This window comes from Paraburkholderia sp. 35.1 (assembly GCF_050436525.1).
Lineage (GTDB): Bacteria > Pseudomonadota > Gammaproteobacteria > Burkholderiales > Burkholderiaceae > Paraburkholderia > Paraburkholderia tuberum.
This window is the reverse complement of the sequence record NZ_JBNDMJ010000003.1, coordinates 2,061,476-2,076,132: the sequence shown is the minus strand read 5'-3', so window position 1 is coordinate 2,076,132 and position 14,657 is coordinate 2,061,476. Positions and strand designations below refer to the sequence as shown.

Annotated in this window: 11 protein-coding genes and 1 pseudogene; all 12 read left to right on the top strand. The window is 65.7% G+C overall.

Going from position 1 to position 14,657, the window contains the following annotated elements:
* The first annotated feature begins 175 nt into the window (after positions 1–175).
* The 12 genes and pseudogenes from OKW27_RS29730 (at position 176) to OKW27_RS29675 (ending at position 14,653) form a co-directional block, all read left to right on the top strand.
* On the top strand, positions 176–946 hold the full coding sequence (locus OKW27_RS29730; protein ID WP_018419136.1) for a ferredoxin--NADP reductase: 771 nt from the start codon (positions 176–178) through the stop codon (positions 944–946).
* 404 nt (positions 947–1,350) lie between these two features.
* Entirely contained in the window at positions 1,351–2,238 is an 888-nt protein-coding gene (locus OKW27_RS29725) for a sensor histidine kinase (RefSeq protein WP_429335596.1), read from the top strand.
* Between the two features lie 10 nt (positions 2,239–2,248).
* Entirely contained in the window at positions 2,249–2,905 is a 657-nt protein-coding gene (rqpR, locus tag OKW27_RS29720; protein ID WP_090802643.1) for a response regulator transcription factor RqpR, read from the top strand.
* A gap of 300 nt (positions 2,906–3,205) precedes the next feature.
* Positions 3,206–4,610, top strand: a pseudogene (locus tag OKW27_RS29715) (amino acid permease).
* Between the two features lie 468 nt (positions 4,611–5,078).
* A complete protein-coding gene (locus OKW27_RS29710; protein ID WP_184025999.1) occupies positions 5,079–5,600 on the top strand; it encodes a (2Fe-2S)-binding protein in 522 nt (173 codons plus the stop codon).
* 10 nt (positions 5,601–5,610) lie between these two features.
* Positions 5,611–7,992, top strand: coding sequence for a xanthine dehydrogenase family protein molybdopterin-binding subunit (locus OKW27_RS29705; RefSeq protein ID WP_429335595.1), 2,382 nt, complete (start codon positions 5,611–5,613; stop codon positions 7,990–7,992).
* 28 nt (positions 7,993–8,020) lie between these two features.
* Positions 8,021–8,818, top strand: coding sequence for an FAD binding domain-containing protein (locus OKW27_RS29700; RefSeq protein WP_429335594.1), 798 nt, complete (start codon positions 8,021–8,023; stop codon positions 8,816–8,818).
* Between the two features lie 168 nt (positions 8,819–8,986).
* Positions 8,987–9,868, top strand: a complete 882-nt coding sequence (locus OKW27_RS29695; protein WP_429335593.1) for an AAA family ATPase — start codon at positions 8,987–8,989, stop codon at positions 9,866–9,868.
* Between the two features lie 11 nt (positions 9,869–9,879).
* Positions 9,880–11,145 carry a vWA domain-containing protein gene (locus OKW27_RS29690; RefSeq protein WP_429335592.1) on the top strand — a complete coding sequence of 422 codons (1,266 nt, stop codon included), beginning with the start codon at positions 9,880–9,882 and terminating at the stop codon, positions 11,143–11,145.
* Positions 11,136–11,750: a CoxG family protein gene (locus tag OKW27_RS29685; RefSeq protein WP_429335591.1), complete on the top strand. Its 615-nt coding sequence runs from the start codon at positions 11,136–11,138 to the stop codon at positions 11,748–11,750. Before OKW27_RS29690 ends, OKW27_RS29685 begins: the two co-directional genes overlap by 10 nt.
* Positions 11,723–12,745, top strand: a complete 1,023-nt coding sequence (locus tag OKW27_RS29680) for an XdhC family protein (protein ID WP_429335590.1) — start codon at positions 11,723–11,725, stop codon at positions 12,743–12,745. The genes OKW27_RS29685 and OKW27_RS29680 overlap by 28 nt, the downstream gene beginning before the upstream one ends.
* A 9-nt stretch (positions 12,746–12,754) precedes the next feature.
* Positions 12,755–14,653, top strand: a complete 1,899-nt coding sequence (locus tag OKW27_RS29675) for a DUF3857 domain-containing transglutaminase family protein (RefSeq protein WP_429335589.1) — start codon at positions 12,755–12,757, stop codon at positions 14,651–14,653.
* The last annotated feature ends 4 nt before the right edge of the window (positions 14,654–14,657 follow it).

Genomic DNA, 14,657 nt, shown 5'->3' with positions numbered 1-14,657 from the left:
GTTTGGCAACCCGCTTTACCACGCTCGAGCGCCGCGCCGCGGCCCCGCCCCGGCGGGCACGGTAAAATGACGGATTGCGCGGGAGTCCCGACCACGGGTCAGCGCAGCATCGCCCTTGCCGTGCCGGCCGGCTCAGACGACTGGCCGCCTTTGTTTTCGCACTATCCAAGAAGCCATGAGCAACCTGAATTCACAAACCGTCCTGAGCGTCCATCACTGGACCGATACGCTTTTCAGCTTCACCTGCACGCGCGATCCGTCGTTCCGTTTCGAAAACGGCCAGTTCACGATGGTGGGCCTGCAGGTCGAGGGCAAGCCGCTGCTGCGCGCATACAGCCTCGCCAGTGCGAACTACGAAGAACATCTCGAATTCCTCAGCATCAAGGTGCAGGACGGCCCGCTCACATCGCGTCTGCAGCACCTGAAGGTCGGCGACGAAGTGCTGATCGGCAAGAAGCCGGTCGGCACGCTGGTGGCCGACAACCTGCTGCCGGGCAAGACGCTGTGGCTGTTGTCCACCGGCACGGGCCTCGCGCCGTTCATGTCGATCATCAAGGATCCGGACATTTACGACCGCTACGAGCGCGTGGTCCTCACGCATACCTGCCGTTTCGTCGACGAACTCGCGTACAAGGAATACATCACCGAGCACCTGCCGGCGCATGAACACCTCGGCGAGTTCGTACAGGAAAAGCTGCTGTACTACCCGACCGTCACGCGCGAAGCGTTCCAGAACCGCGGCCGCATCACCGAGCTGATCGAAACCGAAAAGCTGTTCGCCGACCTCGGCGTGCCGGGTTTCTCGCTCGAGGACGACCGCGTCATGCTGTGCGGAAGCCCGCACATGCTGCGCGACACGCGCAAGCTGCTCGAAGACGCGGGCTTCAAGGAAGGCAGCAACAACGAGCCGGGCCATTACGTGGTCGAAAAGGCCTTCGTCGGCTAAGCCGGCCGGCATTCTTCTTCGCGGCCCGCGCGCCGCGAATTCCCAAAAAGGAGCCTCCGGGCTCTTTTTTTGTTGCTCCGTTACAAATTGGAGCGCGTGGCGTCACCTTCGCTGTCAGAATTCCTCTGACAGCGGGAGTCCGCAGTAAACATCATGTAATCTCTGAAGACTCTGCGCTAAGCCTTGGTGCGACTGCTTTTTTAATGTTTTTGAGATATCATCGCGCCGCGAGATCAGACGAATTCATGCACCGATCGTCGTCCACCAGAGTTGTTACTGAATGTAAATTTCGTTACGTTGGGCCATCGTGTTTCGTCCGACGCGAAACCTCGTGATTCGCGGGCTTTGATTCCGTCTGCGCGTGCCCGCTTCGCCGTCCACTCCGCCTCCTGAGAGGGAAATTCATGGATACGTCGACTGCCGTCCCGTTCAACGCTGCGCTGGCTTCGTCCGCGCAGCGTGATGGCTTCGACATGCCATCGCTCGCCGCGCGCGAGATCGAGCGGCTGCGCGCGCGGGTACGCGAGCTGTCGGCCGAATTGGTCGACGCGCAGGAAAGCGTGCGCCGTCACGTCGCGCGCGAGCTGCACGACGACGTCGGCGCCGAGCTGACTGCGACGCGCTTCGCGCTCGCCGGCATCGAAACCTGGCTGCCCGCAGACGCGCCGCCGCAATGCGCGGCCGCGCTCGCGGTCGCGAATCGTTCGCTCGACGCCGTGCAGGCGGCAAATCGCGACGCCATCGCTCAACTGCACGCGCCGTCGTTCGAGACAGGCCTCGCCGGCGCGCTGCAGTGCTGGGCCCGCGACTTCTCCATGCGCACCGGCTTGCGCACCACCTTCACCTGCAGCGGCGACGCGCGGCTCGCGCGCCTGCCCGCCGATGCCGCGCTCGCCGTGTTCCGCGTCGCGCAGGAAGCGCTGAACAACGTCGCGAAGCACGCGCGCGCGACCTGCGCCGACCTGCGCGTCGAAACCGGTGCGCGTCATCTGAGGCTCCTCGTCAGCGACGATGGCATCGGCCTGCCGCGCGGCGCGCGCGAACGCGGTGCCCAGAAAAAAACCGGCGGTCATTTCGGCCTCGCCGGCATGCAGGCGCGCTGCGCCGCATTCGACGGCACGCTGCGAATCAGCGCGAGGCGCACGAGCGTCGGTCGTGGCGAGGACAGCGGCACTGGCAGCAACGGCGCCATCACCCCGCGCGGCACCCTGATCCAGGCCCGCTTCGCGTGGCACGCGCTGCTCGCGGCCGCCCCAACGCCGCGCTCCGCCCGGCGCGCGCTGCAATCGTGAGCCCGCGACCATGAGCCTGCGCATCCTGATCGTCGAAGATCACGCGGTGGTCCGCCAGGGCGTTCGCCATCTGCTGCTCGATCGCGGCGTCGCGCGCGAGGTCGCCGAGGCGCAAAGTGGCTCCGAAGCGCTCGACCTGGTCGTCCATCAGAGCTTCGACGTCGTGCTGCTCGACATTTCGCTGCCCGACATGAATGGCGTCGAGGTGCTCAAGCGTCTGAAGCGCAAGGCGCCGCGCGTCGCGGTGCTGATGTTCTCGATGTACCGCGAGGACCAGTACGCGGTGCGCGCGCTCAAAGCCGGCGCGTCCGGCTATCTGTCGAAGACGGTCGATGCCGCGCAGATGATCGGCGCGATCCAGCAGGTCGCGGCGGGCCGCAAGTACGTGAGCCCTGAGATGGCCGAGGCGCTCGCCGACTACGTGTCGTTCGACGGCGAGCAGTTGCCGCACGAAAAGCTGTCCGATCGGGAGTACCAGACGCTGTGCATGCTCGCGTCCGGCAAACGTCTCACCGATATCGCGGCCGCGCTGTCGCTGTCGGTGAAGACGGTCAGCGTGTACCGCACGCGGCTGCTCGACAAAATGAAGCTGCGCAACAACGCCGAGCTGACCTTCTATGTAATGAGCAACCGCCTCGTCGATCTGAATCCCGCGATGGCGGGCTAGCCCAGCAGGCGCCGCCAGCCGTGCCCGCGGCGTTGCGCCGCTGTCGTCCGATCGTGGCGCCGGCGCAATCGGAGAGATTCCATCCTCATCAATTGACTATTCAGTAAATGGCTTCACCGCCGCCCCGCTTCCGGCACCGCAAGACCTCCTCGAAATCACCTCCTGGCGGGAGTTTCCGCCCATCGCCTTGGCCCAGAAAGCGCCGCGCGCGAACCAGCCCGGCGACACGCATCCGCTAGAATCGCGGGTTTTCCCGACATTCGGCGCGCAACACGCGTGCACCACTGGAGACCCACGCCAATGTCCCTGTTTCGCAAAAAGAGCGTCGAGCACATGCTTGCGGCGAACGCCCAGACCGCCGGCCTGAAAAAGGCGCTGGGCGCGCTCGACCTGACTTTCCTCGGCGTCGGCGCCATCATCGGCACCGGCATCTTCGTGCTGACCGGCACGGGCGCCTTACAGGCCGGTCCCGCGCTGATGATCTCGTTCCTGATCGCGGCGATCGCCTGCGGCGATCGCCTGCGGCTTCGCCGCGCTCGCCTACGCTGAATTCGCATCGACGATTCCGGTCGCCGGTTCGATCTACACGTACTCGTATGCGACGCTCGGCGAGCTGGCCGCGTGGATCATCGGCTGGGACCTGATGCTCGAGTACGGGCTCGCGACCTCGGCGGTGTCGGTCGGCTGGTCCGGCTATCTGCAGTCGTTGCTGTCGGGCTTCGGCGTATCGCTGCCGATGGCGCTGAGCGCAGCCCCGGGCGCCGTGCCCGGACACGAAACGCTGTTCAACCTGCCCGCCTTCCTCGTGATGATGGCGATCACCACGCTGCTGTCGCTCGGCGTGCGCGAATCCGCGCGAATCAACAACATCATGGTTGCGATCAAGGTCGTCGTCGTGCTGCTCGTGATCGGCGTCGGCGTGTTTCACGTCACGCCGGCCAACTGGCACCCGTTCATGCCTCACGGCTGGAGCGGCGTGTTCGGCGCGGCCGCGGTGATGTTCTTCGCGTTCATCGGCTTCGACTCGGTGTCGTCGGCGGCCGAAGAAGTGAAGAATCCGAAGCGCGACCTCCCGATCGGCATCATCGCGTCGCTCGGCGTGTGCGCGGTGCTGTATGTGGCCGTGGCCGCGGTTGTCACCGGCATCGTGCCGTCCGGGAAGTTCATGGGCATTTCGCACCCGGTGTCGTACGCGCTGCAACTCGCGGGGCAGAACTGGGTCGCCGGCTTCATCGACCTCGGCGCCGTGCTGGGCATGCTGACCGTGATTCTCGTGATGGCCTACGGTCAGACGCGGGTGATCTTCGCGATGTCGCGCGACGGCCTGCTGCCCGCGAAGCTGTCGAAAGTGCATCCGCGTTTCGCAACGCCGTTCTTCACGACGTGGCTCGTCGGCATCTTCTTCGGCCTGATCGGCGCGCTGGTGCCGCTCAATGTGTTGGCTGAGCTGATCAATATCGGCACGCTCGCGGCGTTCTCGATGGTGTCGATCGCGGTGCTCGTGCTGCGCAAGACGCACCCACAGCTGCCGCGCGCGTTCCGTTGCCCTGGCGTGCCGGTCGTGCCGGTGCTCGCGGTCGCATCGTGCCTGTTCCTGATGCTGAATCTGCAAGGCATCACGTGGGGCGCGTTCGTGATCTGGCTGCTGATCGGCATGGTTATCTATTTCGGCTACTCGCGCCGTCATTCGAAACTGGCAAAGTAAAGCGCCGTTTCGATGAAGCCACGCCAATGAGCTGAATGCTCGCGAGCGCGGCCTCGCTTTCCGCTGATCTATCGATGCGCCCCGTCATGCTCCGCAGACGGGGCGCTTGTCTTTGCGGCGTCCCATTGCGTGGCCGCCGTGTTCTCGTCGTGCGCTCGCGCGCGCCGAACACACTTCCCCTCATAGCGCGCCCGCGCGATTTGTGCTTTACTTTTCGGCAGATTTGTAAAACCCGTAGTACCTCATCGGACCTGGCGAATCGAAGTCAGCACGCAGTCGAAGCAAAGCAGGGAGCAATAACAATCACAGGTCCGGTCTCACCCACAGCAACTATCTTGCATGGGATCGTGGTCTGCGCCGAGGCAGGGATCGATACGCCAACGCGCTCGCTCCGATCGACCGCGATAAACGCATGGGATCGCAGTAAGCGCTGAAGCGCTAACTGCGGTCGACAAAGGAGACAGCTTCATGGCGATCAGCATCAGTCTGACGGTCAATGGCGCGCCCGTGAGCGCCTCAGTCGACCCTGGCACCCTGCTTGTCCAGTTCCTGCGCGATCAACTCCGTCTGACCGGCACCCATGTCGGCTGCGATACGGCGCAATGCGGCGCCTGCACCGTGCATCTGAACGGCCGCGCGATCAAGTCCTGCAACATCCTCGCCGTGCAAGCCGATGGCGCCGAAGTCACGACCATCGAAGGGCTCGCGCACAACGGCGCGCTGCATCCGATGCAGGCCGCGTTCAAACACTGCCACGGTCTGCAATGCGGCTTCTGCACGCCGGGCATGGTGATGAACGCGGTGTCGCTGGTGCAGCGTCAACCCGATCTGACCGGCGACGAGGTGCGCGAGCAGCTCGACGGCAACCTATGCCGCTGTACGGGCTATCACAACATCGTCAAGGCCGTGCTCGAGGGCGCCGCGGGTATGAAGTCCGCCGCATCGAGCGCATCTGCCGGCGCGAATGCCGCCGGCGCCACCGCCGCCTGAGGAGCCGACGATGAACGCACCCGATACACAGAGCCTGATTGGCGCCGCCGTCGAACGCAAGGAAGACTATCGCTTCCTGACCGGCAAAGGCCAGTACACCGACGACATCGTGCTGCCGCAGCAAACCTACGCGGTGTTCCTGCGCTCACCGCACGCGCACGCGAAGATCAGAAGCATCGACACGAGCGCGGCCAAACAGTCGCCGGGCGTGATCGCGATCTTCACCGGCGCGGATCTCGCCGCCGACAACGTCGGCGGACTGCCGTGCGGCTGGCTGATCCATAGCACCGACGGCAAGCCGATGAACGAGCCGCCGCATCCGGTGATCGCGCATACGAAAGCGCGGCACGTGGGCGATCAGGTCGCGCTCGTGATCGCTGAATCGATCAAGGCGGCGAAAGATGCGGCCGAACTGATCGACGTCGATTACGAAGAACTGCCGGCCGTCGTCGATACCGCGCATGCGGCCGACCCTGGTCAAGCGGCCGTGCACGACGAAGTGCCCGACAACGTCTGCTACAACTGGGGCCACGGCGACAAGGCCGCGACCGACGCCGCGTTCGCGAAAGCCGCACACGTGACCACCCTCGACATCGTCAACAACCGCCTCGTGCCGAACGCGATCGAACCGCGCGCGGTCAACGCGAACTATTCGGCGCAGGACGAGAGCTACACGCTGTACGTCGCGAATCAGAACCCGCACGTCGAGCGGCTGCTGATGGCCGCGTTCGTGCTGTCGCTGCCGGAATCGAAGCTGCGCGTGATCGCGCCGGACGTCGGCGGCGGCTTCGGCTCGAAGATCTTTCTATACGCCGAAGACGTCGCGCTCACCTGGGCGTCGAAGAAGATCGGCCGGCCGGTCAAATGGACCGCCGAGCGCTCCGAGGCGTTCCTTTCCGATGCGCACGGCCGCGATCACGTGACCAAAGCCGAGCTTGCGCTGGACGCCGACGGCAAGTTCCTCGCGATGCGCGTGCATACGATCGCGAACATGGGCGCGTATCTGTCGACGTTCGCGTCGAGCGTGCCGACGATCCTGTACGCGACGCTGCTCGCCGGGCAATACGCAACGCCCGCGATCTACGCCGAAGTGAAGGCGGTCTTCACCAACACCGTTCCCGTCGATGCGTATCGCGGCGCGGGCCGGCCGGAAGCGACGTTCGTGGTCGAGCGCCTGGTGGAAGCCGCGGCGCGCGAGATGAAAATCGACCCCGCGGAAATCCGCCGCCGCAATTTCATCACGCAATTCCCGTACGCGACGCCGGTCGGCCTCACCTACGACACCGGCGACTACAACGCGATCCTCGCGCGCGCGCTCACACTCGCGGACGTCGAGGGCTTCGCGGCACGCCGGCAGGAATCCGAAAAGAACGGCAAGCGCCGCGGCCTCGGCTACTCGTGCTACATCGAGGCATGCGGTCTCGCGCCGTCGAACATCGCGGGCGCGCTCGGCGCGCGCGCGGGCCTGTTCGAAGTCGGCCAGATTCGCGTACATCCGACCGGCTCGGTCACCGTGTTCACGGGCTCGCACAGTCACGGCCAGGGGCATGAGACGACCTTCGCGCAAGTCGTCGCGGACCGCCTCGGCATTGCCCTCGAAAGCGTCGAGATCGTGCACGGCGACACCGGCCGCATCGCGTTCGGCATGGGCACGTATGGTTCGCGTTCGATCGCGGTCGGCGGCTCGGCCATCTCGAAGGCGCTCGACAAGATCGAAGCAAAGGCGAAGAAGATCGCCGCGCATCTGCTCGAAGCGTCGGCTGAAGACATCGAGTTCAGGAACGGTGTGTTCCGCGTCGCCGGCACCGACCGCACCAAGGCGTTCGCGGAGATCTCGCTCGCCGCGTACGTGCCGCACAACTATCCGCTCGACGTGCTCGAACCGGGGCTCGAAGAAAGCGCGTTCTACGATCCGACCAACTTCACGTATCCGTCGGGTGCGTATATCTGCGAGATCGAAGTCGATCCGGACACCGGCGTCTCCCGCATCCAGCAGTTCACCGCGGTCGACGATTTTGGCAACGTGATCAATCCGATGATCGTCGAAGGTCAGGTGCATGGCGGGCTCGGGCAAGGCATCGGTCAGGCGATGCTCGAGCGCTGCGTGTACGACAACGACAGCGGCCAGTTGCTGTCCGGCTCTTACATGGACTACGCGATGCCGCATGCGTCCGACCTGCCCGACTTCACGGTCGAAACGTCGAAGGGCACGCCGTGCACGCACAATCCGCTCGGCGTCAAAGGCTGCGGCGAAGCGGGCGCGATCGGCTCACCCCCGGCCGTGATCAACGCGATCATCGACGCGCTCGCGCCGCTTGGCGTGACCAATCTGCAGATGCCGGCCACGCCGCATCGCGTCTGGTCCGCGATTCAAGCGGCGAAGCAAGCCTGACCCAACGATCCTGAGCGGAGCATTCGACATGTATTCATTCGAGTATCAACGCGCGACGGATCCGCAGGCGGCCGCCGCAGCCCTCACCGCCGACAGCGACGCGAAGTTCCTCGCCGGCGGCCAGAGCCTTCTGCCGACGATGCGCCTGCGTCTCGCGCAGCCGTCGCAACTGATCGACGTGACGCGCATTCCCGCGCTCAGGACGATCACCGTCGACGCCAGCACGGTGACGATCGGCGCAGCCGTCTGTCACGCGGACGTCGCCGAACACGCGGACGTGCGGCGCGTGTTGCCGGCGCTCGCGGAGCTGGCCGCGAATATCGGCGATCGCCAGGTGCGCGCGCTCGGCACGATCGGCGGCTCGCTCGCGAACAACGACCCGGCCGCGTGCTACCCGGCGGCGGCGATGGGCCTCGATGCGACGATCGTCACGGACCGGCGGCGCATCGCTTCGGGCGATTTCTTCGTCGGCATGTACGAGACCGCGCTCGCGCCCGACGAGCTGATCGTCGCCGTCGAGTTTCCGGTGCCCGAGCGTGCCGCATACGAGAAATTCCGCAATCCGGCCTCGCACTTTGCGCTGGTCGGCGTGTTCGTCGCGAAGGTCGCGAGCGGCGTGCGCGTCGCGGTAACGGGGGCGGCGTCATCGGTGTTTCGCGTGGCCGAGCTCGAAAGCGCGCTGTCGACGAACTTCACGCCCGAGGCGGCACGTGCAGTGAGCGTGTCGCCCGACGAGCTGAGCGACGACATGCACGCGAGCGCCGCGTATCGCGCTCATCTGATTCCGGTGCTCGCCGCGCGCGCGGTCACGAAGGCCAATGCCTAGCGATCCTCGCTAGGCGCCCCGGCTTGCCGCGCCTTCACCACGGTGCGCGCAAGCCGGCTTCGTTCACTTCGCGAGCCGGCGCGACAGTTCGACGCCGGGCTCGCGGCCATTGCGTTCTTCACTCGCGCCACGCTTTGCCATGGCCTGTCGCGCAGATTCAGGATCACCATGCAGCCGGCTTCGATCGACGACACCCTCGCCCAACTCGCCGCCCAACGCTATTTCGCGAGCCGCGAGCTCGCGACCGCACTGTATCTCGCGCTGCGCATGGAGCGGCCGTTGTTCGTCGAAGGCGAGCCGGGTGTCGGCAAAACCGAGCTCGCGAAAGCGGCGGCGGGCATGCTCGGCACCACGCTGCTGCGCCTGCAATGCTATGAAGGCCTCGACACCGCGAGCGCGCTTTACGAATGGGACTACCCGCGCCAGATCATGGCGCTGCGGCTTGCCGAAGCGAGCGGCGAGCGCCCCGACAACGACACGCTATATCGTGGCGAATTCCTGCTGAAGCGTCCGCTTCTGCAGGCGTTGATGCCCGACGAAAACCATCCCGGCGCGCGGCGCGTGCTGCTGATCGACGAAATCGACCGCGCCGACGAACCGTTCGAGGCATTCCTGCTCGAACTCCTTTCGGATTTCCAGGTATCGATTCCCGAATACGGCACCGTGCGCGCGACGCAGCCGCCGCTCGTCATCACGACGTCGAACCGCACGCGCGAAGTTCACGACGCGTTGAAGCGCCGCTGTCTGTATCAATGGATCGGCTATCCGGACCGCGATCGCGAACTGGAGATCGTCGCCGCGCGCGCGCCGCAAACGTCGGCGCAGTTGCAGCGGCGCGCGGTCGACTTCGTGCATCGGCTGCGCGGCATGGATCTGTTCAAGGCGCCCGGCATCGCCGAGACGATCGACTGGTGCCGCGCGCTCGAAGCGCTGTCGGTCACGGAGCTCGATCCGCAATCGGTGCAGAACACGCTCGGCGTGCTGCTCAAGTATCAGGACGATCTCGCGCGTGTGGATGCCGCGCAGATCGCGCAGTGTCTGTCCGGGTGAGGGTCGTTGGCATGACGAACGGAACCGGCTCGGGCAGGCTCGACGACACGAACCAGCACACTGCGCCCACGCTCGCGCGCAACGTCGTCCATTTCGTGCGCGTGCTGCGCGGCGCCGGCTTGCCGATGTCGCCCGCACAGGCAGTCGACGCACTCGCCGCGTTGCAGTGGATCGACCTCGGCCGCCGCGACGACGTGCACGCCGCGCTTGCCGCGCTGCTCGTCACCGCGCCCGACGAACGCGAACTCTTCAATGCCGCGTTCGATCTGTTCTGGCGCGACCCCGATTGGGAAGGCAAGCTGCGCGCGCTGCTGCTGCCGAAAGTGCGCGACGGGCTGCCACCGCCGAAGCGCAACAACCGTCTCGCCGACGCGCTCGCGGTGCGCATGCCACCGTCGCCGCATCTGAATGCGCCGCAGGAAACCGAACAGCGCGAGTTGCATGCGCAGTTGACGTTCAGCGCAGAAGAGCGGCTGCGTCATCGCGATTTCGACACGCTGAACGCCGACGAATGGCGCACGCTGCGTCATCTGATTCGCGGCCAGCGGCTGCCGCTCGCAACCGAATCGACGCGGCGCCTGAAGGCGGCATCGCACGGCACGCATGCGGACTTGCGCGCGAGCGCGCGGCATGCGGTGCGCGCCGGTGGCGACTGGACCGTGTGGAAGTATCGCGCGAGGGTCGAGCGCAAGCCGCCGCTCGTGCTGCTGCTCGACATTTCCGGCTCGATGAGCAACTACTCGCGCGCGGTGCTCTACTTTTGCCACGCGTTGTTGCAGTCGCGCGAACGTCTGCAGGTGTTTCTGTTCGGCACGCGGCTCACGAACGCGACGCGCGCATTGCGCGAACGCGATCCGGACGTCGCGATCGCGACGCTCAGCGATCAGGTGGTCGACTGGTCGGGCGGCACGCGCATCGGCGCGGCGCTCGCCGAATTCAACCGACGCTGGGCGCGCCGCGTGCTCACAGGTCGTGCGACGGTGCTGCTCGTCACCGACGGTCTCGATCACGAAGCGATCGACGTGCTCGATACCGAAATGGCGCGCCTCGCACGCTTCGCGCATCGCATCGTGTGGCTCAATCCGCTGCTGCGGTTCAGCGGCTTTACTCCGAAGGCGCGCGGCGTGCAGGCGATCCTGCCGTATGTCGACGCGCATCGTCCGGTTCATAATCTAGACAGTCTCGCAGCGTTCGGCCACGATCTCGCGCAACTGACACGCGCGCCTCGCCGCGCCGTCGTCGCGACGACATTCGCAGGAGCAACGTCATGGAATTGAGCGAAATTCATACGCTGCCGGTCGCGCAGCAGCAAACCTGGGACGCGTTGAACGACACCGAGATTCTGCGCGCTTGCATTCCCGGCTGCGAAAGCATCGACCCGGACGGCGAAAACGCGTACCTGGTCACGCTGAGCGCGGCGGTCGGCCCGGTCAAGGCGCGCTTCAAGGGGCGCATGCAACTGACCGATATCGACGCGCCGAACACCTACACCATTGTGTTCGAAGGCCAGGGCGGCGCCGCGGGTTTTGCCAAGGGCAACACGCACGTCACGCTCGAAGCCGACGGCGATGCCGCGACAAAGCTCTCCTACACCGCCAATGCGCAGGTCGGCGGCAAGCTCGCGCAGATCGGCTCGCGGCTCGTCGACGGTGCGGCGCGCAAGATTGCGGGGGAGTTTTTCAAGCGCCTCGGCGCCCAGCTCTCGGGAGACAATAGCGCTCATGAAACAGCGGAAGGCGACGCCTCGGTGGATACCGAAGCCGAAGCCGAAGCCGCATCCGCCTCCGAGCAAACGGAATCGAACGAGGCCGCGGACGGCGAGTCCGGCGGCGAAGCAAAGAAAGGGAAGAAATCATGGACAGCGTGGATCTCGAAGTTCTGAAAACCTGCGCCCGCTGGCTGGCGGACGGACATCGCGCGCTCCTCGTGACGGTCGTGAAGACGTGGGGCTCGTCGCCGCGTCCCGAGGGCGCGATGCTCGCGGTGCGCGACGACGGCCTCGTGGTGGGCTCGGTGTCGGGCGGCTGCATCGAAGACGATCTGATCGATCGCGTGCGGCAACGGGGCATCGAGCAGACACATCCGGAGGCGGTGAAGTACGGCATCACGGCCGAGGAAGCGCATCGCTTCGGCCTGCCGTGCGGCGGCACGATCCAGCTCGTGCTCGAACCGTTGACGCGGCAAAGCGGCATCGCCGAGCTGTGTCACGCGGTCGAAAATGGCCGGCTCGTCGCGCGCGAACTCGACATGACGACGGGCGCGGTGCGGCTCGACGACGCACAGGCGACCGACGGCGTGCATTTCGACGGTGAGCGTCTGTCGACGATCCACGGCCCGCGCTACCGGATGCTAGTGATCGGCGCCGGGCAGTTGTCTCGCTACCTGTGCCATATCGCGGTGGGGCTCGATTATCAGGTGACGGTCTGCGATCCGCGCGAGGAATACACCGAGGAATGGGACGTGCCGGGCACGAAGATCGTACGCACGATGCCGGACGATACCGTGATCGACATGAAGCTCGACGAGCGCTGCGCGGTAATCGCGCTCACGCACGATCCGAAGCTCGACGATCTCGCGCTGATGGAAGCATTGAAGACGCCGGCGTTTTATGTCGGCGCGCTCGGCTCGCGCAGGAACAATCACGCGCGACGCGAGCGCCTGAAGGAGTTCGATCTGAACGAAGCCGAACTGGCCCGCTTGCATGGACCTGTCGGCATTTATATCGGCAGCAGGACGCCGCCCGAGATCGCGGTGTCGATTCTGGCGGAGGTGACGGCGGCGAAAAATGGCGTGTCGCTGCCGACGCTGTTGCAGGTCGAAGGCGCGAAGGCCGCGCGGGAGATTGCGGCGTCGGGTGGCGCCGCTTACAGCGTGTAGCCCGCCGTCATGCGACTCTGCCTCGTGGTCCTTGCCTCCGCCGGCTGGCTGGCCGGCGTTCACGCCGCGAGCGCGAGCGCGCCGCTCAACCTGGACGATCCCTACACCAACGAAGGCGAGACGCAGACCTTCACCGTCAACGCTGACGGCTCGTATGCGAAGCTCGATTCGATGACGCTGCGCGTGAACAACGAAGCCGGCGTCGAGCGGGTCGCTCAGCAATACGTCTGGTTCAACCGCAACATGGCCGACGTGCAGATCCTCGAGGCCTACACGGTCACCGCCGACGGCAAGCGTCACGACGTTGCGCCCGAGCAGATCCGCGACGTGCAGGAAGTCCGCTCGTTCGACGCGCCGATGTTCCAGGACATCCAGGAAAAGGTGATCGTGTTCCCCGCGGTCGAACCCGGCGCGCGCGTGCATCTGACGTACCGCAAGACGCAGCGTCAGCCGATAGTGCCGGGCGAATTCAGCGACTTCACGCCACCCGATCTCGCGCCGACCCGCAACTTCCGCCTGATCTACGACCTGCCCGCCGACAAGCCGCTGTATGCGGACGCGCGCGGCTTCAGCGCAGTGACACCGGTCACGCGCGACGGCCGCACGCGTTACGAATTCCGCTATGACAAGGCACACTTCGACCGGCTCGAACGCGGCTCGGTCGCGTACGTGTCGTACGGTGATCGGCTGATGGTGTCGACCTTCCCAAGCTATGCCGCGTTCGCCGCCTCCTATCGCAGTTCCGCGGCCGACCCGGGCGCGCACGACGTCGCGATCACCCAGCTCGCGCAGCAGCTGACCGCACACGATCACACCCCACACGACAAAGCCAAAACGCTGTACGACTGGGTTCGCCGCAATATCCGCTATGTCGCGATCTACGTCGGACGTGGCGCCGTCGTGCCGCACAGCGCGAGCGCGATTCTCGCGAACCGCTATGGCGACTGCAAGGACCACGTCGCGCTCTACGGCGCGCTGCTCGACGCGCTCGGCGTGCGCAACGAGCCGGCGTTGATCAGCAGCGGCACGATCTACACGCTGCCGAGCGTCCCGGGCTACGGCGTCATCAATCATGCGATCACGTGGCTGCCCGATTTGCAGATGTACGCGGATTCGACCGCGTCGAACGTCGAATTCGGTTTTCTGCCTTCGTCCGACATGGACCGTCCTACCGTGCTGATCGGCGACGGCGTGCTCGCGCAAACGCCGGCCACCGCGCAGATGTCGCGCAGCACCGATCTCGCGATCAAGATCGAACCGGATGGCTCGGCGAGCTTCACGTATCGGCTGCAGGATGCCGGGCCGTACGCCGAGCAGGCCCGCGCGCGGCTGCGCACGCAATCGCCCGCGCAACGCGAGGAATCGATTCAGGCCGAGTTACGCAACGCGAATCTGCGCGGCACCGCGACGCTGACGACGAGCGACCTCAGCGCGGCCGACGGCCCGCTCACGCTGACGATGAAAGGCACGCTCGAGAGTCTCGTGGTGACCGGCATGACGGCCTCGATTCCGGCCTTGACGAGCCTCGGCGGCGGCGTCGAAGCCGACACGCGCTACTGGCTCGGCGAACGCAAGCGCACGCAGCCGTTCGTGTGCCACAACCTCGCGATCCACGAACGCGCGCGCATCGAACTGCCGGCCAATTTCCGCGTGCTCGACATGCCGGAGGCGCAACGCACGCAGGACCGCTTCGTCGATTTCACGTCGCAGTACGCGTTCGACCCGCGCAGCAACGTGGTCACGATGACGCGCGACGGCGCCACCCATTTCGACAGCGACGTCTGCACGCCCGACGATTTCACGCGCATGCGTCCCGCGATCGAAGCGATTGGGCGGGATGTGCGCGCGGAGGTGATCGTCAGATCGACGTTGGTGGAGTCGTCGAATGTGGCGTCGCAGGCGCCTTGACCGT

What these genes read in the sequence shown, in the direction of transcription:
- rqpR (WP_090802643.1), top strand. Translation starts at nt 2,249, where the DNA reads ATGAGCCTGCGCATCCTGATCGTCGAAGATCACGCGGTGGTCCGCCAG.
- OKW27_RS29705 (WP_429335595.1), top strand. Translation starts at nt 5,611, where the DNA reads ATGAACGCACCCGATACACAGAGCCTGATTGGCGCCGCCGTCGAACGC.
- OKW27_RS29680 (WP_429335590.1), top strand. Translation starts at nt 11,723, where the DNA reads ATGGACAGCGTGGATCTCGAAGTTCTGAAAACCTGCGCCCGCTGGCTG.
- OKW27_RS29685 (WP_429335591.1), top strand. Translation starts at nt 11,136, where the DNA reads ATGGAATTGAGCGAAATTCATACGCTGCCGGTCGCGCAGCAGCAAACC.
- OKW27_RS29700 (WP_429335594.1), top strand. Translation starts at nt 8,021, where the DNA reads ATGTATTCATTCGAGTATCAACGCGCGACGGATCCGCAGGCGGCCGCC.
- OKW27_RS29730 (WP_018419136.1), top strand. Translation starts at nt 176, where the DNA reads ATGAGCAACCTGAATTCACAAACCGTCCTGAGCGTCCATCACTGGACC.
- OKW27_RS29675 (WP_429335589.1), top strand. Translation starts at nt 12,755, where the DNA reads ATGCGACTCTGCCTCGTGGTCCTTGCCTCCGCCGGCTGGCTGGCCGGC.
- OKW27_RS29695 (WP_429335593.1), top strand. Translation starts at nt 8,987, where the DNA reads ATGCAGCCGGCTTCGATCGACGACACCCTCGCCCAACTCGCCGCCCAA.
- OKW27_RS29710 (WP_184025999.1), top strand. Translation starts at nt 5,079, where the DNA reads ATGGCGATCAGCATCAGTCTGACGGTCAATGGCGCGCCCGTGAGCGCC.
- OKW27_RS29725 (WP_429335596.1), top strand. Translation starts at nt 1,351, where the DNA reads ATGGATACGTCGACTGCCGTCCCGTTCAACGCTGCGCTGGCTTCGTCC.
- OKW27_RS29690 (WP_429335592.1), top strand. Translation starts at nt 9,880, where the DNA reads ATGACGAACGGAACCGGCTCGGGCAGGCTCGACGACACGAACCAGCAC.